Source organism: Amycolatopsis sp. CA-161197 (genome assembly GCF_050942255.1).
Classification (GTDB): domain Bacteria; phylum Actinomycetota; class Actinomycetes; order Mycobacteriales; family Pseudonocardiaceae; genus Amycolatopsis.
On sequence record NZ_CP192059.1, the window covers coordinates 8753011 to 8772117 of the forward strand.

Consider the following 19107-nt stretch of genomic DNA (forward strand, 5'->3'; position numbering starts at 1 on the left):
CGCCGCCGTCATCACCGGGCTGTCGCGGGGATGGCGCTGTCGATGAGGGCGGCAGCGATGGCTGCGGCGGTCGTGAACACGTCGGTGTTCAGGACTCGGGTGCGGGCCGCGGCGCCGTCCAGGAGCAGCGCCAGTTGCTCGCCGAGTTGCTCGGGGTCGGTGGCGCCGGCCTCGCGAGCGGTTTCGGTGAGCCGAGCGGCGAAGGCTTTCTTGTAGTCGCGGGCGTACATGCGTGCCGGGTGGCCCGGGTCGGGGATTTCGACTGCCGCCTGGATGAAGGGGCACAGGGGCGCGTGCACCTCGAACACGGCGAGGAGTCGTTCGCGCGGTGTGAGGTCGGCGCGGTCGAACACCTCCGGCAGGATGTCGGGATCGAATCGGTGCAGGCATTCGGCGATCAGCTCGTCCTTGCCGGCGAAGTGCTGGTACAGCGTGCGTTTGGATACCTCAGCCACCGCGCACAGCTGGTCCATGCCCGTGGTGTTGATGCCCTGATCGCGGAACAGTTGCTGTGACGCGCTGACGATGCGCTCTCGTGCGCCCCTGCCGCGGCGCAGGCCTCGCGGCCCCTTCTCCACCTCTGTCACGCGCTCAGTGTAGCCGACTTGGGTACCGACCGGTGTACATAGCTTGCATCCCGCGCGCCCGCCCGCTACGTTAAGCACTCAGATCGGTGTACATAACATCGACTGGGCAACTGAAACGGAGTGGCTGTGGGAAAGCTCGACGGCAAGGTAGCGGTGATCACCGGCGGATCCACCGGCTTGGCACTGGCCGGCGCCAAGCTGTTCGTCGAGGAAGGCGCGCACGTCTTCATCCAGGCTCGGCGGCAGGAAGCATTGGACGACGCCGTCAAGCTGATCGGCCGCAACGTCACCGCCGTACAGGGTGACGCGGCCGACCTGGCCGACCTGGACCGCTTGTACGACACCGTCAAACGGGAAAAGGGCTCGATCGACGTGGTGTGGGCCAGCGCCGGAACGGGCGAACCCGCCGTCCTCGGCGAGATCACCGAGGAACAGTTCCACCGCGCCTTCTGGCTCAACGCGCGCGGCACCCTTTTCACCGTCCAGAAGGCACTGCCACTGATCAACGACAACGGGTCGATCTTCATGACCGGATCCAACGCCTCACTCGGCGCGTTCCCCGGCTGGAGCCTCTACGCGGGAAGCAAAGCCGTTCAGCAGGCCTGGGCCCGCGTCTGGCTCAACGAACTGCGCGACCGCAATATCCGGGTCAACGTCCTGACCCCCGGCCAGGTCGCCACCGCCAAACAGGAAGAACTGTTCGACGAGGCCACCAAAGCCGCATTCGAGTCCCTCATCCCCCGCGGAAGATGGGCCGCCCCGAAGAAATCGCCGCCGTCGCGCTGTTCCTCGCCTCCGACGACTCCAGTTACGTCAACGGCCTGGAACTCGTCACCGACGGCGGCGCCACCGCAATCTGACCCACGCAGAAGAGAGCGCACCTCATGAGCAGCATCACCCTCATCGGTACGGGAAACATGGCCCGCACCATCGGCACGCTCGCGGTGGCGGGCGGCAACACCGTCGAGGTGATCGGCCGCGACGCGGCCAAATCCGCGGCCCTGGCCAAGACACTCGGCGGCGGCACCACGGCCGGGACATTCGGTGCCACCCCGGCCGGCGACATCGTCCTCCTCGCCGTGCTGTTCGACAGCGCCGTGCCGGTCGTCCGCGAGTTCCGGGACGCGCTGGCCGGCAAGATCATCGTCGACATCACCAACCCCTTCAACGCCACCGGCACCGGGCTGGCGCTCCCCCACGACACCTCCGTCGCCCAAAGCGTGGCCGAGGCCGCGCCCGCGAGCGCCCGGGTCGTGAAGGCCTTCAACACTCTTTTCCGCCACGTCCTGGCCCAAGGCGGCCCCGTGGACGTGTTCCTGGCCGGCGACGATGCGCAGGCCAAGGCGAGCGTGTCGACGTTCATCGAGAGCCTCGGACTGCGCCCGCGCGACACCGGCGATCTGAGCATGGCCCACTGGCTGGAGGGAGCGGGCCTGTTGACGATGGGCTTGGCCCGCCACGGCGTGGGGAACTTCGACTTCTCCCTCGGCATCAACAACCTCGGCTGAGTCGCCACATCCGGCACGCGGATACGCCCACAACCACGGCGCCGCCCTCTTTCCCTAGACGACAGCGGGTTCCGGGGCGGCCGTCTTCGCGCGGACCCGGGGCACGAGGGCCGTGAGGCCCAGCCCGATCACCGCGGCGACGGCCGCCACCGCGAACGTCGTGCGGAAGCCCGTGAGCGAAGGGACGGTCAGCCCGCCGACGGTGATGGTCAAGCTCGCGAGCAGGGTGGCCATCACCGCGCTGGACGTCGAGGTGCCGACCGAGCGCATAAGGGAGTTGAGACCGTTCGCGGACGCGGTTTCCGTCACCGGCACCGAACCCATGATGAGCGCGGGCATGGCGGCGTAGGCGATGCCGACGCCCGCACCGATGATCACGGACGCGGTGATGAGCTCGACGACGTTGCCCATCAGCAGGATCGCGAAGACGTAACCGATCGCGATCACGATCGACCCGGTCATGAGGGTGACGCGTGCGCCGTAGCGGTTGGTCAGGCGCGCGGAGACAGGTGACAGGGCCATCATGACCAGGCCGTTGGGCGCGAGGCAGAGGCCGGCCTGCACCATCGTCTGGCCGAGTCCGTAGCCGGTGGCCGACGGTGCCTGCAGCAGCTGCGGGAAGGACAATGCCATGGCGTACATGGAAAACCCGACGAGGATCGACGCCAGGTTCGTGAACAGCACCGGCCGCCGCGCCGACACGCGCAGGTCCACGAGCGGGTCCCGGCGGCGCAGCTGGTACCAGCCCCACCCGAGCAGCACGACGACGGCCGCGGCCGCGCTGCCGAGCGTGCCGGCGCTGCCCCAGCCCCATTCGCCGCCCTTGACGATCGGCAACAGCAGGCACGTCAGCCCGACGACCAGGCCGAACGCCCCCAGGTAGTCGAACGGCGCGGGCGTGTGCACGGGCGATTCGCCGACGTAGCGCAGGATCAGCGCCGCACACACCACACCGAGCGCGGCGGCGCTCCAGAACAGCACGTGCCAGTCGGCGTTCTGCGCCACGACCGCCGCCAGCGGCAGGCCGATCGCGCCGCCGACACCCAGCGTCGCGCTCATCAACGCGACCGCGCCGCTCACGCGCTCGGGCGGCAGCTCGTCGCGCATGATGCTGATCCCCAGCGGGATCACGCCCATCGCGCAGCCCTGCAGCCCGCGGCCGACGACCATCAGCGCCAGCGAGCTCGTCAGCGCCGAGATCACCGAGCCGGCGACCAGCACGGCCAGGCTCGCGAGCAGCACGCGCCGCTTGCCGTAGAGGTCCCCGAGCCGCCCCGCGACGGGCGTGATGATCGCGCCCGCCAGCAACGTCACGGTGACGACCCACGACGCGTCGGTCGCGGATGCGTTGAGCAGCTTCGGAAACGCCGGGATGAGCGGCACCACCAACGTCTGCATGAAGGACGCGACAAGGCCGCACGAAGCGAGCACAGGAACGATCGCTCGTCCGCTTGTCTGAGCCACGTTGTGCCCCCGGTTCAGTCGTACGCCGTACCGGAAGGAACGCTACCGCTTAGACCGGCCTCGACGGGAGGTACGTGATTGATCCGACTTACCGGATTGGGCTGAACGGAGCAGTCATTCCGGACAACGGCGGATCAGGGCCAGGTACCGTCGCCGCCGCGGAGCAGTAAAGCAATGACGCGCCCGCGTCACCGTCCGCCGGGGACAGCGCTCAGGCGGGCCAGCTGCTCCCGCAGCGCCGCCGGATCGACCGAGACGATCCCCTCGCCCGCGTCCACCGGAACCAGCAGGCCGTCCGGTGGATCGGGGAGGTGGCCGAGGTCGTGGATGGCGTCGTCGATCCAGACCCACGGGCGGCCGGCCGCGTAGGCGCGGATGGCGCCCAGCTTGCGGAACTGCACCGGCAGGAACGGCCACGGCTCGGCGGGCAGATCGAGCACCTCGCGCAACGCGGGATGGGCGTTGTGGGACCACGAGCTCGCCCACACCACGTCGAACTCCTGGGCCAGCTGTCGCAGCACGGCGGACGCACCGACCGGGATGCTGATCGGCCTGGCCCAGCGGTGGCCGTAGGTGTGGACGACCGTCTCCACGACCGGCACCTTCGGGTCGTCCAGCGCGAGCACGCCGTCGACCTCCACGACCGCGATCGGGCGTGAGCTCACGATTTCCTCCTACAGGTCGAGAACCAGCCGCGGCGACGTGCAGCGGGACACGCAGATGAACATCGTGTCGCCGGCTTCCCGTTCCGCGTCGGTGAGCACGGAGTCGCGGTGGTCGAGATCGCCCTCGAGCACCCCGGTTTCGCAGGTGCCGCAGATGCCGTCCTCGCAGGAGTACGCGACGGGCAACCCGGCTTCTTCCAGCACCGACAGCACGCTGCGGCCGGGACCGACGGTCACGGTCAGCCCCGAGCGTGCGCAGACGACCTCGAACGGGCTCGCCGGCCGCGGCGGGCCCGGTGGCCGCGCGGCGAAGCGTTCCAGCCGCAGCTGCCGCCCGTGCTCCGCGCACCGCTTTTCGACCGCCGCCAGCAACGGTTCCGGGCCGCAGCAGTAGACGAGAGTGTCCGAAGTGGTCTCTTCCAGCGCCTCGTCGAGGTCCAGCAGCCCGAACTCGTCCTCGGGACGAACGAGGACCGCCGGGCCGAGACCCTCGAGAACGTCCAGGAACGCCATCGACGCGCGCCGCCTGCCGCCGTACACCAGCCGCCACCGCGCTCGGGACGCGGCCACCTCCGCGATCATCGGCAGCAACGGCGTGATGCCGATCCCGCCCGCCAGGAACAGGTACGCCGGTGCGTCGGCCAGCTCGAAGTTGTTCCTGGGCGCGGAGACCGTCACCAGTGCGCCGGGACGCAGTCGCGTGTGGACGAACTCGGAGCCGCCGCGGCCCGCGGGGTCGCGCGACACGGCGATCTTCGCCGTCCGCAGATCACCCGGGTCACCGCACAGCGAATAGCTGCGCCGCAGTCCCGGGCCGAGGTCGAGGTCGAGGTGCGCGCCCGGCGTCCACGCGGGCACGGGCGCACCGCCGGGATCCGCCAGCAGCAGGGAGAGCACACCGTCCGCCTCCCACGTCATGCTCACCACCCGCAGCTCCGTCACGGGGTGGCCCCGGCTTCCGCCGGCACGCCGTCGAAGTAGCTTCCGGCCACGACGTGGTAGGTCGTGGTCTCGCCCTCGCGTACGACACCGACCGGGTCGTGGCCGTCGGCGACCGCCTTGATCTGCTTGGCCATCATGCGCCGCAGCATCGCGACACCCTGGTCGGTCGTCGTCAGGAACTCGCGCGAGTGCACGGCGATCGCGCCCTGCGACTTCTGTGCCTCGTAGTCACCCGGGTAGCGCTGGTGTTCGTCTTCGGTGAGCTCGTGCCAGAACTGGTCGTCGCCCAGCTTCAGGCCCTCGGTGCGCAAGTAGCCGGGGTCGGCGGCCCGGAACAACGTGAAGACCTTGAAGTGCGTGTCGTCGAACGGCACCGCCCACCCGACGATCGTCGTCGGCCCCAGCACCTGCAGGCGCGGCCCCGGGATCAGCCGGACGTTCGGGAAGACCACGTCGGTCAGCCGCGTGAGCACGCGGCCGCCGGGAAAATCGCGCAGCGCCGTGACGCGCACGCCCTGCTCGGTGTAGGAAAACGTGCATTCGGGCAGCACCGCCATCTCCGGGATGAACTGGTTGCCGGAGAAGCGCGCGTGCAGGATGGGGATGTGGAACGGGTCCATCACGTTTTCCCAGTGCTGGAGCCAGTTGAAGTCCACTTCGGCCGGTCCGCCGGCGCCGAAGCTCTTGTCGTCGGCATACACGGCTTCACCTTCGCCGAGGTTCTCCAGCACGTCGTAGACGGGGAACGCGGGTTTGCGATCCGGCGGGCCCAGGTAGGCGAAGATGAGCCCGTGGTACTCCTTCAGCGGGTACCACGGCTGGCGCACACGGTCGCGGTGGCGGCCCAGCTCCGGTTCGCACGGCTGCTCGAGACAGTGACCCTCGGTGTCGAAGACCCAGCCGTGGTAGCAGCAGCGAATGCCGTTTTCCTCGACGCCGCCGTAGAACAGCGACGCGCCCCGGTGCGCGCAGTCCGGCGCCAGCAGGCCGGGCGCCCCGCGGCGGGTGCGGAAGAGCACGAGATCCTCGCCGAGGATCCGCAGCCGTTGGGGGGTCGTGGTGGCGTCGGCCGACAGTGCGACCGGCTGCCAGTAGCGGCGCAGAACCTCGCCGTACGGCGTGCCGGGTCCGACCTGGGCCAGCTCCAGCAGGGACTGCCCGGGCTGGCGTCCGTAGGCGGTGCCGACGTCCATGGGAACTCCTCGCTCGTGGTGGTGAAAACCCACTCAAGCGCCCGGGAACGCCGCCGCTCAACGGCGACTCCGATCAATGGAGTGCCGGTCGGTCCGGCCACATGCGCGTCGGCCTCGCGGGCACCGGCGAACGCAACGCCCGCCCGATCCCGTGGGCCGCCGCGAGCAGCGCCGGCACCAGCGCCATCGGCTGGATGCCCTTCGTCGGGGCGACCACGCCGATCGCCGCCACCACGGCACCGTCGCGGCCGGTCACCGGCACCGCGACGCTCACCGCCCGTGGGCTCACGAACCCGTCGCACACGACATAGCCGTGCTTGCGTGCGTACGCCCACAGCCGCCGTAGCTCACCCGGCTCGGTCGGGGTCTTCTCGTTGAACCGCGCCAGCGGTCCCGCGAGCACTTCGTCCCTCAGCTCGGCACCCGCGTGCGCCATCAGCACCGCGCCCGCGGCCACGACGTGCGCGGGCACCCGCCGTCCGGCGTGCAGGATCAGCTCCTTCAGCACGTTGCGGGCCTTCAGCCACTCGACCACGAGCACGTCCTTGCCCTCCAGCACGCTCAGCTGCGTGTGCTGCCGGGTCGCGACGTGCACGTCCTCCAGGTACGGCATCGCGGCCTCGCGCAGATCCAGCGCGCGGGCCCCCGACGCGGCCAGCTCCCACAGGTGCAGCCCGATCCGGACCCGGTGGTCCTCGGCGCGTTCCAGGAACCCGACCTCGAGCAGCTGCGCCACGAGCCGGTGCACCGTCGGCACCGGCAGGCCCGCCTTCCGCGCGATCTCGGCGACCGTCAGGACCCGATGCTCCTCGTCGAACGCCTCCAGCACGCGGGCGCCTCTGGCGAGCACCGACTCGCCTGTCGTCCAGCGCGCCACCGTGCCTCCGCGTTCCCGTGTGCCTGCGGTTCCGGCCGCCGCCGGAAGGACTCGCTTCCCGCCACTCATGATGACCGATTTCGGGCACCGCGGTCCGCCGCCCGACGGGCCCGCCCCATCCGGCCGCGTCCGGACGGGGCGCGCGGTACTGTGTCGACGGGCCGGGGAGCGCCCGGAACGACGGAGGCGACGGGGGCCAAGTACGTGGGGATTTTCGACAAGATCCGCGGCGAGTTCATCGACATCATCGAGTGGACCGACGACAGTCGTGACACGATCGTGTGGCGTTTCCCGCGCTACGAGAACGAGATCAAGATAGGCGCCAAGCTCACCGTCCGCGAATCGCAGGCGGCGGTCTTCGTCAACGAGGGCCAGGTCGCCGACGCCTACGCCCCGGGCATGCACACGCTGCAGACGCAGAACATGCCGATCATGTCCACGCTCAAGGGCTGGAAGTACGGGTTCAACTCGCCGTTCAAGGCCGAGGTCTACTTCGTCAGCACCCGGCAGTTCACCGACCTCAAGTGGGGCACGCAGAACCCGATCATCCTGCGCGACCCGGAGTTCGGCATGGTCCGGCTCCGCGCGTTCGGCGGGTACGCGGTGCGCGTCGTCGAGCCGGTCGCGCTGCTCAAGGAGCTCGCGGGCACCGACCCGCAGTTCCGCACCGAGGAGGTCTCCGAGTACCTCCGGCAGATGATCATCGGCAAGCTCGGCCCCGCCATCGCCGCGGCCAAGGTGCCGATGCTCGACCTCGTCACCCAGCAGGACCGGATCGGCGGCGCGATCGCCAACGCGCTCAACCTCGAACTGCACGCCAACGGCATCGAGATCTCGAAGTTCATCATCGAGAACATCTCGGTCCCGCCCGAGGTCGAGGCCGCGATGGACAAGCGGACCCAGATGGGCGTGGTCGGCGATCTCGACCAGTACACGAAGTTCCAGTCCGCCAACGCGATCGAGGCGGCCGCGAACAACCAGGGCGGCGCGGGCGAAGGCCTGGGCATCGGCCTCGGCATAGCGCTCGGCCAGCGCGCCGCGGGGCCGCAGGGCGCGCCACAGCAGTACCAGCAGCCGCAGCAGTACCAACAGCCCCAGTACCAGCAGCAGCCGCCGTCCGCGCCGACGCCGCAGATGCCGCCGCCGCTGCCGCAGTCCGAGCAGTGGTTCGTCGGGGCCAACGGTCAGCAGCTCGGCCCGTTCGACCGGAGCCAGCTCGGGCAGCAGATCTCCTCGGGCACGCTGACCCGGGAGACCCTCGTGTGGAAGTCCGGAATGCCGCAATGGACGCCGGCCGCGCAGGTGCCGGAGGTCTCGCCGCTGTTCGGCGCGACCCCGCCGCCGCTGCCGCCGCAGTCCTGAGCCGTCCTGACTCGTCCAGCGGAGGGGAGCCGCCATGACCAACCCGAACTACCCGCACCACGGCCCGATGCCGAGCGGGCCCATGCCCGGTAGCCCGATGCCCGGTGGTCCGATGCCGAGCGGACCGATGCCCGGCGCGCCCATGCCGGGTGGCCCGATGCCGAACGGCGCCATGCCCGGCGGACCGGCGTCCGGTGGCCCGATGCCGAGCGGACCGATGCCCGGGGCACCCATGCCGGGTGGCCCGATGCCCGGCGGACCCATGCCGGGCGCACCAATGCCAGGCGGCCCCATGCCCGGCGGTCCCGTGCAGGCCGGTCCGCCACCCGCGTTCGCGCCGGCCCACACCGCCGCGAGCACCTACCCGTGCGGCGGCTGCGGCGCCCGCCTGGAGTTCGCGCCGGGGTCGACGTCGATGCAGTGCCCGTACTGCGGGTACCGCCAGGAGATCACGGCGGGCGACCGGCAGATCCGCGAGATCGCGTTCGCCGAGCTGACCGACCTGGCCCGCAAACCGGTGGCCACGATCGGCCAGTACGTCTTAAAGTGCCAGCGCTGCGGCGCCACCACCGAGACGAACGAAACCGCCAGTCTGTGCCAGTTCTGCGGTGCCCCCTTGGTGATCGACGCGCACGCGTCCGGACAGCTCGTGCCCGAAGGCGTGCTGCCGTTCCATTTCGACAAGGGCGCGGTGAGCACGCACCTGAAGAAGTGGACGAACTCGCGCTGGTTCGCGCCGAACGCGCTGAAGAAGGTCGGCACGGCCGAGTCCACCAAGAGCACCTACATCCCGCACTGGACCTACGATTCGCAGACGGACACCGTCTACTCCGGACAGCGCGGCGAGCACTACTGGGTCACCGAGACCTACTACGACAACGGGCAGCAGAAGACCCGCCGGGTGCGGCACACGCGCTGGTATCCGGCGGGCGGCCAGGTCGCCCGGTTCTTCGACGACGTGCTGGTGCCGGGCAGTACCCAGCTGCCGGCCAAGGAGCTCGACAAGCTCGCGCCGTGGCCGCTGGAGCAGGCCGAGCCGTATCAGCCGCAGTTCCTCGCCGGGCATTTCGCGCTGCGCTACGACATCGAGGCCGAAGCCGGCTTCGAGGAAGCGAAGCGCCGCATGACGCCGGTCATCGAGGACGACTGCCGCCACGACATCGGCGGCGACGAGCAGCGTGTGCAGTCGATGAACACGCAGCACCGCGACGTCACCTTCAAACTGATGCTGCTCCCGGTCTGGGTCGCCACCTACGTCTACGCCGGCAAGAACTGGCGGATCCTCGTCAACGGCCGCACCGGCGAAGTGCAGGGTCAACGGCCCTACAGCAAGGCGAAGATCGCCATCGCGGCCCTCATTGCGCTGATCGTCGTCGCGGCGATCGTCTACTTCGTCGCGATCCGGGGCCACAGCAGCGGATCGACGCATTCGTCGACCACCCACTCGACGACGACTCACCACACCACGGTGACGCACCACCATTGACGCAGGCGCACCGGGAATCAGCTCGCGGGGCGGGCGATCCAGGTGAGGACCCCGCCGTGGCCGGAGCAGGTGCCGGAGCGGTGCTGGCTGTAGCTGTAGCTGCCGTCTTTGCACTTGGCGGTCGCACCGGCGGGGTTGGACGACGGGCGGTGGACGCACACGCCGGACGAATTGCGGTAGTAGTCGGCGCTGCAGGCAGTCGAGTCGGTTTTCGGCGGCGCCGCGGTGGTTTTCGGAGTGGTTTTGGCTTTCGCCGTGGTTTTCGGAGCCGTGGTTTTCGCAGCTGTGGTTTCCGGTGTGACGTAAGCCGGCACCGAAGTGGTCGAAACGGGCGAATCGGTCGTCGTCGGCGTCGCGGAAGTGCTTTCCGGCAACGCAGAACTGCTCGGAGCCGAGGTCGTGGTGGCCGGCACGACGACACCGGTGTTCCCGGTCGGCGCCGGTGCCGCCCCGCAGCCCGCGACCAGCAGTCCGGCAGCCAGCACCATTCCTTGCCGGGCCACTAAAGCCACCCGGCGACAGACCACGTGTCAGCCGCCGACCTGACTCGCGGCCGTGCGGGCGCGCCTCATGAACTGCCGGTAAGCCCCGTTCCGGAAGGTCTTGAGAGGTCTGGACACCTTTTCCGGGTTGTCACGGCGCCGATTCCCCGAGGAAGATGTGGCGCGTGCGAAAACGAGCTGTGGTGGCCGGGGGCGGCGTCGTCGGGCTGACGACGGGGCTCGCGCTCCGGCAGGCGGGGTTCGAAACTCTGGTGTGCGAACAGGAATCCGAGATCCGCGGGGTCGGCGCCGCGCTGGGGCTGTGGGCCAACGCGCTCGCGGTGTTCGACCGGCTCGGCGTGGGTGGCACCATCCGGGCGGCCGGCGCGCCGAGCGCGATCCGCTACCAGGACCCGGCCGGGCAGGTCATGGACGAGTACTACGGCGACCTCGCCGACGTCGACTACCTCATGGTCACCCGCCAGCGCCTCAACGAGCTGCTCGCCGCCGCGCTGAGCGCCGACGAACTGCGCACCGGCGCCCGCGTGACCGGCTACCGGGACCACGACGACGGCGTCACCGTGGAGTTCGCCGACGGTTCCACCGAGGAAGCCGACCTCCTCGTCGGCGCCGACGGCGTGTACTCACGCGTCCGCGAGCGGCTCTCCCCCGGCTCGGCCGCGCAGGAGTACCCGGGCCACCTAGCGTGGCGTGGGATCGTCGCGGAGAGCGCGATCCCGGAGATCACCGTGGAACGCTTCGTCGTCGGCCGCGAACGCACCCGCGGCGGTGTGGTCCGCAGCGGCGGCGGCACGGCGTTCTGGGTCCTCGCGCAGCTGGGTTCGCCGCCCGCCACGCGGTCCGCGAAGGAGGAAGCCCTCGCCCGGGTCCCCCACCTCTACGACGGCGGCTGGCCGTTTCCCCTGCGCGAAGCCATCGAGGCGACGCCGGAGGACCGCGTGGTCAGCAACCGCGTGATGGCGCTGCCCCTGCAGTCCCGCTGGGTCTCCGCCCACGTCGCCCTCGCCGGCGATTCGGCGCACGCCGTGTCCCCGCACATCACGTCGGGCGCGTCCCTGGGCATCGAGGACGCGCTGGTGCTCGCCGACCACCTCACGCAGGCGGACGTCCCCGCCGCGTTGCGCGCATACGAAGCCGATCGGCTCCCGCGTTACGCCGAGGTCTACCGCTGGGTCGACGAGGTCGCCGCGGCCGCCGACGCACCCCACTTGTACGCCAAGGAGTTCTTCGACTTCGTCAGGTGGATGCTCGGCCGATGAGTTTTCGGGTGCCCGGCAGTCAGTACGGGCACACCGAAAACGAACGGAGGCCCCATGGGCAACGTGCGCTGGCACCTGATGATGTCGCTCGACGGCTTCGCCGCCGGCCCCGGCCACTCGATGGACTGGATGGCCGGCACCAAAGTCGACCCCGCCACCCACCACGACGCCATCTCCACCCTCGGCGCCATCCTGGGCGGCCGCCGCGGCTACGACGCCCTCGCGCAGCAATTCCCCGGCCAAGCGAGCCGCCAACCCTACGGCGGCGCGTGGACCGGCCCGGTGTTCGTGCTCACCCACCATCCCGAAGACGCGGCCCCGGACGACGGCATCACCTTCCTCGACTGCGGTTTGGCCGAGGCCGTCGAGATCGGCGTGGCCGCCGCGAAAGGCAAGGACCTGGAGATCCACAGCCAGGACATCGCCCGCCAATGCCTCGAACTCGGCCTGATCGACGAGTTCCGCGTCCACCTGGCCCCCGTGATGCTCGGCTCGGGCGTACGCCTCTTCGACAGCCCGGGCACGGCGCCGGTCCGCTGGGCCCGCATCCACGACGGCGACCCGGCGCTGGCGGTGGATCTCCGGTACCGCCCGCTGAGGTGAGCCGTGGCCGCCGATCCACGTTCAAGTCCGCGCGGCTCGACGAAGGCGCTGAACTCGTCTGCGCCAGGCACCGATGGGAAAACCACCCCGCCAGGAGCCCACCAGCCGATCATCTGGCTGATCGACTACGCGCTCGGTCCGCTGCTGGCCTTCCGAGTAACCCTCACGAATCCGCCGGGCACCAAGCGTCCGACGTGCGCCCCGCCGCCATGCCGCAGAAGCCCTGCAGCCCGCGCACGACCTCGCCGCCCTCGACGCGCAGTACGGACACGGGCTTGGCTTCCGGGACGTGGCGGCCGATGTCGCCGCCGTAGTCGATGGTGCCGCTGACGCCTTCGATGTACTTGTTCGTCTGGTGGTCGTCGGGGCGGGAGGTGTGGATGGCGGTGATCTCGCGCCACACCGCGCCCGGCGTCACGGGGATGTCGGCGGACGTCTCGCGCAGGTAGGCGGTCGCAGTGATCATCACGAGCGCGGCGTCGTAGGACAGGGCGGCGTGGCCGTCGAAGGAACGGCCGCGTTCCGTTTGCTCGAACGGGAACAGTGTTCGGTCCAAAGTGGTGTAGAAGTCGCGCGCCAGGCCTTGCGGATCGGTCGCCGGTTCGCTGGCGAAGGACAGGTAGTAGTACGGCAGCGCGCGGTTCTGCTCGCGCGCCACCTGGTCCGCCACATATCGGGACACGTCGTCGTCGCCGATGATCGTGGCGGTGCTGCCGCACTGGGCGGCGCCGGTGGCGAAGTCGCCGAAGTCCGGGACGCCGCGGCCGGCGAAGAGGACGAAACCGTTGTAGGAGCAGTTGTCCCGGCCGGCCGCGGCGGCGTTGCCGACGAGGCGCTCGCCGTAGCGGTCGTGTGACGACGGGGCCTGCTGGCCGCCATCGGGCGTGAAAGCCCTGGCCTCGACCGAGAAGCCCTTGTCCGCGAACGACTTCATGACGTCGTCGCGCAAATTGGTGCTGTAGGTGTCGGAGTCGTCGTCCGAGTAGTACACGCGCAAGACCTTCGGACCCGGCCGGGTGGCAGCGAAAGCCGCGGCCACCGCGGCCTCACGACGGTTCTGCGGCGCCACCTGGAAATACACCGGGTTCTGGTCGGCGAGGCCGTCGGCCGACAACGTCGAAGCCACCACCGGCAGGCCGGCGTCGCCGAGGGCGCGGATGGTCTGCTGCGTCGGCAGGCTACTCATGTCCAGCCCCACCACGCCGACGATGCTGCGGTCCTGCTCGGCCATCCGGCTCAGCTGCCGCGCGACGGCCACGCCCTGCCGCATCCCGAGGCCGCCGTTCGCCACGAGCACGCGCACGATCGGCTCGGCCGTCGCCGTCGCGGTGAGCTGCCGGAGCTGCGCGACCGCGACCCCTTCCAGCGACTCGCGTTCGGCGGTGAGACCTTCGGCGGTGCCGTTGGGCGACGTCAGCGCTTCGAGGTCGACGAGCGTGATGTACGGCCGTTCCGGGTGCGCGCCGTGCAGCTCGGCCGCGCGCCGGTTCTGGTCCGTGATCACGGAAAGCACCTGCCGGATGGTGTCGTCGGCCGGCTGGTACACCGAGAACGAGCCGTCGGAGATCCCCACGCACTCGGTGCCCGTCCACGTGAGCCACTCGCTCGACGTGCCGCAGTGACTGGTCCGGTAGTCCTGGTACCGCACGCCGACGAAACTCGCCACCAGCGCGACGATCACCAGCGGCACCCCCAGCCGCATCCACCGCGTCGCCCACCACGGCGGGCTCGACTGCCTGCGGCGCAACACATACCTGTCCCCGAGCGACTGCAGGTGCTTGCGTGCCCGGCTCTGCTGCTCCGGCGTGCCCGGGTCGAGGCCGATCGGCAGGTACCACGCGGCGGCGTCGCGGGCGCGGCGGTCGCGGAGCAGCTCGTGCTGCCACGAGCGGTAGGCGTCGCCCGCGTCCGCGGCGGTCCACCGTGGACGGTCCTGGCTCGGCCGGTCGTCCGGGGGCGGTGCGTCGCTCGTGCTGACCACCAGCAGCGGGTCGAACAGGCCGGTCTGGTTGCGCACGTCGTTGATGAGCTCCAGCAGCCGGTAGCCGCCGTTGGTGGTGGTGACGTGGTCGAGCAGCAGCACGGGATAGGTCATGCGCCGGCGCCGGAAGAACTGCCGCCGGTAGCCGCGGCGCAGGTCTTCGAGGAACGCGTTGACCAGCAGCCGCGCGACGAACTCCGGCGACTCCTGCTGCCACTCGCCGTCGGTGAGGCGCACCGCGAAGCGCGCGAAGCTGCCCGACATCTCCGGCGCGAGGTGCGGCTGGCGCAGGAACCACCGGTACCGCCCGGAAAGCAGCGGCACGCGGCCGGTGACGGCGAGCCGGAACGTCGCCATCGTCAGCAACCGCAGCACCAGCAACGGGTACTTCCACGCGTCGTTGGACGGCACCAGCTCCTTGCCAACGTTCTCGATCGCCGACCGGAACCGCACCAGCAGGCCGTTGTCCTGCAGCTTCCGCAGCAACGTCCGCTCCGGCGGATCCGACGCGGGCAGCTTCTCGGCCATCAGCTGCACGACGAGCGTGAACAGCCCGAACCTGAGGCCGGAACCCCGCGAACGCGGGCTGCGCAGCAGTTCGGTGCGCGCTTCCCACAGGATGTCGCGGATCGCGTGGACGCTCGCCTCGGTCGCGGGACCCTCGGCGTCTTTGCGCTGGTCGAGCGTCAGGTACGCGTACCGCACGCCGCCGCTGGGCCGCGCCGTGCCCAGGCGCCGCTTGAACTCCTCGAGCACACCCTCGGCCGGCCCCACCAGGCACACCATCGGCAAACCCTTGCGGCCCGCGCGTTCCTGCTGGTAGCCCGGCTCCCACTCGACGTTCGCCGCGTGCAACGACCGCGGCAGATCCCCCATCCGCGGCCGTTGGTACAGCGCGCCGACGAGCTTCACCAGCTTGTCGGACCCCGCGAACGCGAGCGGGTCGCGCTCCTCGGTGGGCGTCGTCGTGGTCATGAACCAGTTTCACATGCCAGCACGGGAGGGCTCCCGGCATTTCTGCCGTCACCTACCGAATGGTCTAGTCAGCGGGCCACTCGTACGACAACTCGTAGCGATCCGCGGCCAGCACCATGTCGTTCATCTCGAGCGGCGTCCCGTCGGTCCCGTAGGCCACCCGCGTGACGGTGATGACGGGGACACCATCGGCGAGCTGCAACAACGACGTCTCACCCGGCGACGGCATCCGCGCGCCGACCCGTTCGGTGAACGAGCCGAGCCGGTGTCCGGCATCCTCCAGCCGCGCGTAGGTGCCACCAGGCCCGGTGTCGGGATCTTCGATAACGGTGCCGCGGGTCAGTTCACGAGGCAACCTCGACACCGCGAGCTGAACAACCAGATCATCGGCGCGCATCACGCGATCCCGAACGGTCACTTCGTCGCCCTCAGCGATCCCAAGCCTCGTGGCGGCTCTGGCGTCCGCACGCTCGAACCGGACCTCGACCGACGCGGAGGGAGTGAGCCCGCGCGCTGTGGCATCCGCGCGGAAGGCTCCGCGGTCGCTTTGCCGAGCAGCGCGCGACAGCCGAGTGGTCGCCACTCGTTCCTGCACCAGTGCCGGCGGCCGGACGAACACTCCACGTCCGTGCTCGGAGGTCACCAGACCTTCGGAGCGCAGCATGTTCACCGCTTCGCGAACGGTCGGCCGCGACACACCGTAAGTGTCGACCAACTCGCGCTCGCTGGGCAACTGCTCACCCGGCGCGTATTCACCCGCCGCGATCTTGTCGCGCAGATCCCCGGCGACCTGCCGAAACGCAGGTATGCCGCTTCTGCGATCCACCATGCCACCATTCTTGCACTCATCAACTTGTCTTGACCAGTTCCCCTGCGGTATGTCACCGTAGCGCAACTCGTCAGGACAAGTCGCTGGATGGTGAACCATGGATTCGTTGACCGAGCAGATCGAGGTGGCGCGGACGCGGCTGGAGGAAATCCGCTACTCCCGCGGCTGGACTCTCTCGAACATCCAGGAGATGACCGGCCTCCCGAACCGCGTCACCGCCGCCCGCTGGTGGTTCCGCGCCCCGCACTCGAAGGGCCTGCACCGGCTCGCCGACTACGCCCGCGAACTCGGCTACGGCATCCGCCTGCTGATCGTGGAGGACGACCCCGCCGAACGCCCCCTGCCCTGGCGCGAACGCATGCCCCACACCGACTTCACGACCCCCGACCCCGACGCGGACGCCATGGCCGAACCCCGTCGCCTGCAAGAGAAGCTGCGCCACGCCCGTATGGCCGCCGGCCGCTCCCGCACCGACCTCGCCGACGCCCTCGACGCCAGCCCCCTCCACATCTGGTGCCTGGAGTACAGCCCGACCGTCCACGACTTGGCGTTGTGCGAGTTCCTGATGTACGCCCGTTTCCTCGGCTACACCATCCGGCTGGATCTGGTGCCCGAGCACGACTCCGTACCCGAAAGCGAGAGGGGCTCTTCCCCGGAAGAATCCGGGAAAGAGCCCCTCTCGCTCAGCGCTTAGAACTTATTCGTAGATCTCACCCTTGGCGGCCTTCGCCACCAGCGACTCCGGCGGCAGGAAGTGGTCGCCGTAGCGCGCGGCCAGTTCGCGGGAGCGGTCGACGAAGCCCTGCAGGCCGCCGGCGTACTGGTTGATGTACTGGATCACGCCACCGGTCCACGCGGGGAAGCCGATGCCGAAGATCGAGCCGATGTTGGCGTCGGCCACGGTGGTGAGCACGCCCTCGTCGAAGCACTTCACCGTTTCCAGGGCCTCGGCGAAGAGCATGCGCTCCTTGAGGTCCTCGAAGGGGACGTCGCCGGTGCCGGACTTGAAGGCGTCGCGCAGGCCCGGCCAGAGGCCGGTGCGCTTGCCGTTCTCGTCGTACTCGTAGAAGCCGGCGCCGGTGGAGCGGCCCTTGCGGTCGTACTCGTCGAGCATGCGGTCGATGACGGCCTCGGACGCGTGCGGCGTCCAGGTGCCGCCGGCGGCCTCGACGGCGTTCTTCGTTTCTAGGCGGATCTTGCGCGGCAGCGTGAGCGTGAGCTCGTCCATCAGCTGCAGCGGCGGCGCCGGGTAGCCGGCCTGCGAACCCGCCTGCTCGATCGACGCCGGCTCGACGCCCTCGCCCAGCGCGGCGACGGCCTCGTTGATGAACGTGCCGATCACGCGCGAGGTGAAGAAGCCGCGGCTGTCGTTGACGACGATCGGGGTCTTCTTGATCTGCAGGGTGTAGTCGAAGACCTTCGCCAGCGTCGCGGGCGAGGTCTTCTCACCGCAGATGATCTCGACCAGCGGCATCTTGTCCACGGGCGAGAAGAAGTGGATCCCGATGAAGTCCTCGGTCCGCTTCACGCCCTCGGCGAGGGTGGTGATCGGAAGGGTCGAGGTGTTGGAACCCAGCACGGCGTCGGAGTTGACGACGCTCTCGATCTCGCCGAAGACCTTGTGCTTGAGCTCGACGCTCTCGAACACGGCCTCGATCACGAAGTCGACGCCGGCGAAGTCGGCCGCGTCGGCGGTCGGCTTGATCCGGGCCAGCAGCTCGTCGGACTTCTCCTGCGTGGTCTTGCCGCGCGAGAGGGCCTTCTCCTCCAGCTTGACCGCGTAACCCTTGCCCTTGTCGGCGGCTTCCTGCGAGACGTCCTTGAGCACGACGTCGATGCCGGCCTTCGCCGACACGTAGGCGATCGCCGCGCCCATCATCCCGGCGCCCAGGACACCGACCTTGCGGGCGGTGTACTTCTCGAAACCGTCGGGACGCGAGCCGCCCGAGTTGATCGACTGCAGGTCGAAGAAGAACGCCTTCGTCATGTTCTTCGAGACCTGACCGGTGGCCAGGCTGACGAAGTAGCGGGTCTCGACCTGGATCGCGGTGTCGAAGTCGACCTGCGCGCCCTCGATGGCCGCCGCCAGGATCGCGCGCGGCGCCGGCATCGGCGCGCCCTTGAGCTGCTTGCGCAGGTTCGCCGGGAACGCGGGCAGGTTCGCCGCGAAGCTCGGGTTCGACGGGGTGCCGCCCGGGATCTTGTAGCCCTTGACGTCCCACGGCTGCACGCCACCCTTGGGGTTGGCCTTGATCCACGCCTTGGCGGCGGGCACCAGCTCCTCGACGGTGTCCACGACCTCGTGGACCAGGCCCAGCTCCAGCGCCTTGCGCGGCTTGTGGCGCGTGCCCTGCAGCAGCACGTTCAGCAGCGCGCTCTGGATGCCCAGCAGCCGCACGGTGCGCACGACGCCGCCACCACCGGGCAGCAGGCCCAGCGTGACCTCGGGCAGGCCGATCTGGCTGCCCTTCGCGTCGGCCGCGATGCGGTGGTGCGTCGCCAGCGCGATTTCGAGGCCACCGCCCAGAGCGGCGCCGTTGATCGCCGCGACGACCGGCTTGCCCAGCTGCTCGATGCGGCGCATCTGCGACTTCATCAGCGTGCTGGACGCGGTGAACGCCTCGGCCTGCTCCGGCTTGGCCTGGATCAGGTCGCGCAGGTCGCCACCGGCGAAGAACGTCTTCTTCGCCGACGTGATCACGACACCGGTGATGTCGTCCTTCTCCGCCTCCAGCCGGTCGACGGTCACGCCGAGCGACTCGCGGAACGCGGAGTTCATCGTGTTGGCCGACTGGTTCGGGTCGTCCAGCGTCAGCGTGACGATGCCGTCCGCGTCCTTCTCCCAGCGGATGGTCTTGCTCTCAGCCATTCTG

Annotated in this window: 17 protein-coding genes and 1 pseudogene; 7 read left to right on the plus strand and 11 right to left on the minus strand. The window is 69.7% G+C overall.

Annotation, left to right across the window (positions count from 1 at the left end; genetic code table 11):
• Positions 1 to 11: 11 nt before the first annotated feature.
• Positions 12 to 587 carry a TetR/AcrR family transcriptional regulator gene (locus ACQPXB_RS41435; protein WP_432847276.1) on the minus strand — a complete coding sequence of 192 codons (576 nt, stop codon included), beginning with the start codon at positions 585 to 587 and terminating at the stop codon, positions 12 to 14.
• 120 nt (positions 588 to 707) lie between these two features.
• Here ACQPXB_RS41435 and ACQPXB_RS41440 point away from each other — a divergent pair.
• Both ACQPXB_RS41440 and ACQPXB_RS41445 read left to right on the plus strand, forming a co-directional pair.
• Positions 708 to 1447, plus strand: a pseudogene (locus tag ACQPXB_RS41440) (SDR family NAD(P)-dependent oxidoreductase).
• Between the two features lie 24 nt (positions 1448 to 1471).
• A complete protein-coding gene (locus tag ACQPXB_RS41445) occupies positions 1472 to 2095 on the plus strand; it encodes an NADPH-dependent F420 reductase (RefSeq protein WP_386954926.1) in 624 nt (207 codons plus the stop codon).
• A gap of 54 nt (positions 2096 to 2149) precedes the next feature.
• Here ACQPXB_RS41445 and ACQPXB_RS41450 read toward each other — a convergent pair whose 3' ends face one another.
• From ACQPXB_RS41450 to ACQPXB_RS41470, 5 genes are all read right to left on the minus strand, one after another.
• Positions 2150 to 3559 (minus strand): MFS transporter, encoded by a 1410-nt coding sequence (locus ACQPXB_RS41450; RefSeq protein WP_366579563.1) that lies wholly within the window; start codon positions 3557 to 3559, stop codon positions 2150 to 2152.
• Positions 3560 to 3747: 188 nt separating this feature from the next.
• The gene (locus ACQPXB_RS41455; protein ID WP_432847279.1) at positions 3748 to 4224 is read right to left on the minus strand and encodes a hypothetical protein; all 477 of its coding nucleotides are present in this window, start codon (positions 4222 to 4224) and stop codon (positions 3748 to 3750) included.
• 9 nt (positions 4225 to 4233) lie between these two features.
• On the minus strand, positions 4234 to 5142 hold the full coding sequence (locus ACQPXB_RS41460; protein ID WP_432857005.1) for a PDR/VanB family oxidoreductase: 909 nt from the start codon (positions 5140 to 5142) through the stop codon (positions 4234 to 4236).
• Between the two features lie 20 nt (positions 5143 to 5162).
• The gene (locus ACQPXB_RS41465) at positions 5163 to 6359 is read right to left on the minus strand and encodes a Rieske 2Fe-2S domain-containing protein (protein ID WP_432847281.1); all 1197 of its coding nucleotides are present in this window, start codon (positions 6357 to 6359) and stop codon (positions 5163 to 5165) included.
• Between the two features lie 73 nt (positions 6360 to 6432).
• Positions 6433 to 7236: an IclR family transcriptional regulator gene (locus ACQPXB_RS41470; protein WP_432847283.1), complete on the minus strand. Its 804-nt coding sequence runs from the start codon at positions 7234 to 7236 to the stop codon at positions 6433 to 6435.
• Positions 7237 to 7440: 204 nt separating this feature from the next.
• Here ACQPXB_RS41470 and ACQPXB_RS41475 point away from each other — a divergent pair, with 204 nt between their 5' ends.
• Positions 7441 to 8598: an SPFH domain-containing protein gene (locus ACQPXB_RS41475; RefSeq protein WP_432847284.1), complete on the plus strand. Its 1158-nt coding sequence runs from the start codon at positions 7441 to 7443 to the stop codon at positions 8596 to 8598.
• Positions 8599 to 8646: 48 nt separating this feature from the next.
• On the opposite strand, the gene ACQPXB_RS41480 is transcribed toward ACQPXB_RS41475, so the two are convergent.
• A complete protein-coding gene (locus ACQPXB_RS41480) occupies positions 8647 to 8862 on the minus strand; it encodes a hypothetical protein (protein ID WP_432847285.1) in 216 nt (71 codons plus the stop codon).
• Positions 8863 to 8890: 28 nt separating this feature from the next.
• Between ACQPXB_RS41480 and ACQPXB_RS41485 the strand changes: the two genes are divergently transcribed.
• The gene (locus ACQPXB_RS41485) at positions 8891 to 10084 is read left to right on the plus strand and encodes a hypothetical protein (RefSeq protein WP_432847286.1); all 1194 of its coding nucleotides are present in this window, start codon (positions 8891 to 8893) and stop codon (positions 10082 to 10084) included.
• A gap of 17 nt (positions 10085 to 10101) precedes the next feature.
• Here ACQPXB_RS41485 and ACQPXB_RS41490 read toward each other — a convergent pair whose 3' ends face one another.
• Entirely contained in the window at positions 10102 to 10611 is a 510-nt protein-coding gene (locus tag ACQPXB_RS41490) for a DUF3761 domain-containing protein (protein WP_432847288.1), read from the minus strand.
• Positions 10612 to 10751: 140 nt separating this feature from the next.
• Here ACQPXB_RS41490 and ACQPXB_RS41495 point away from each other — a divergent pair, with 140 nt between their 5' ends.
• Both ACQPXB_RS41495 and ACQPXB_RS41500 read left to right on the plus strand, forming a co-directional pair.
• Positions 10752 to 11846, plus strand: coding sequence for an FAD-dependent oxidoreductase (locus tag ACQPXB_RS41495; RefSeq protein WP_432847290.1), 1095 nt, complete (start codon positions 10752 to 10754; stop codon positions 11844 to 11846).
• Positions 11847 to 11900: 54 nt separating this feature from the next.
• On the plus strand, positions 11901 to 12449 hold the full coding sequence (locus ACQPXB_RS41500; RefSeq protein WP_432847292.1) for a dihydrofolate reductase family protein: 549 nt from the start codon (positions 11901 to 11903) through the stop codon (positions 12447 to 12449).
• A gap of 163 nt (positions 12450 to 12612) precedes the next feature.
• Here the strand turns inward: ACQPXB_RS41500 and ACQPXB_RS41505 are convergent, their stop codons facing one another.
• Positions 12613 to 15405: a hypothetical protein gene (locus tag ACQPXB_RS41505; RefSeq protein ID WP_432847293.1), complete on the minus strand. Its 2793-nt coding sequence runs from the start codon at positions 15403 to 15405 to the stop codon at positions 12613 to 12615.
• 64 nt (positions 15406 to 15469) lie between these two features.
• Complete coding sequence (locus tag ACQPXB_RS41510; protein WP_432847295.1) at positions 15470 to 16234, minus strand: GntR family transcriptional regulator; 765 nt, start codon at positions 16232 to 16234, stop codon at positions 15470 to 15472.
• A gap of 97 nt (positions 16235 to 16331) precedes the next feature.
• Here ACQPXB_RS41510 and ACQPXB_RS41515 point away from each other — a divergent pair, with 97 nt between their 5' ends.
• Positions 16332 to 16928, plus strand: coding sequence for a hypothetical protein (locus tag ACQPXB_RS41515; RefSeq protein WP_432847297.1), 597 nt, complete (start codon positions 16332 to 16334; stop codon positions 16926 to 16928).
• A 3-nt stretch (positions 16929 to 16931) separates the two neighbouring features.
• On the opposite strand, the gene ACQPXB_RS41520 is transcribed toward ACQPXB_RS41515, so the two are convergent.
• Positions 16932 to 19103 (minus strand): 3-hydroxyacyl-CoA dehydrogenase NAD-binding domain-containing protein, encoded by a 2172-nt coding sequence (locus ACQPXB_RS41520; protein WP_432847299.1) that lies wholly within the window; start codon positions 19101 to 19103, stop codon positions 16932 to 16934.
• Positions 19104 to 19107 lie beyond the last annotated feature (4 nt).

Coding starts and splice junctions, on each gene's coding strand:
- ACQPXB_RS41505 (WP_432847293.1), bottom strand. CDS start 15,405: ATGACCACGACGACGCCCACCGAGGAGCGCGACCCGCTCGCGTTCGCG.
- ACQPXB_RS41465 (WP_432847281.1), bottom strand. CDS start 6,359: ATGGACGTCGGCACCGCCTACGGACGCCAGCCCGGGCAGTCCCTGCTG.
- ACQPXB_RS41485 (WP_432847286.1), top strand. CDS start 8,891: ATGCCCGGCGGTCCCGTGCAGGCCGGTCCGCCACCCGCGTTCGCGCCG.
- ACQPXB_RS41520 (WP_432847299.1), bottom strand. CDS start 19,103: ATGGCTGAGAGCAAGACCATCCGCTGGGAGAAGGACGCGGACGGCATC.
- ACQPXB_RS41480 (WP_432847285.1), bottom strand. CDS start 8,862: ATGGGTCCGCCGGGCATCGGGCCACCCGGCATGGGTGCCCCGGGCATC.
- ACQPXB_RS41510 (WP_432847295.1), bottom strand. CDS start 16,234: ATGGTGGATCGCAGAAGCGGCATACCTGCGTTTCGGCAGGTCGCCGGG.
- ACQPXB_RS41460 (WP_432857005.1), bottom strand. CDS start 5,142: ATGACGTGGGAGGCGGACGGTGTGCTCTCCCTGCTGCTGGCGGATCCC.
- ACQPXB_RS41515 (WP_432847297.1), top strand. CDS start 16,332: ATGGATTCGTTGACCGAGCAGATCGAGGTGGCGCGGACGCGGCTGGAG.
- ACQPXB_RS41445 (WP_386954926.1), top strand. CDS start 1,472: ATGAGCAGCATCACCCTCATCGGTACGGGAAACATGGCCCGCACCATC.
- ACQPXB_RS41500 (WP_432847292.1), top strand. CDS start 11,901: ATGGGCAACGTGCGCTGGCACCTGATGATGTCGCTCGACGGCTTCGCC.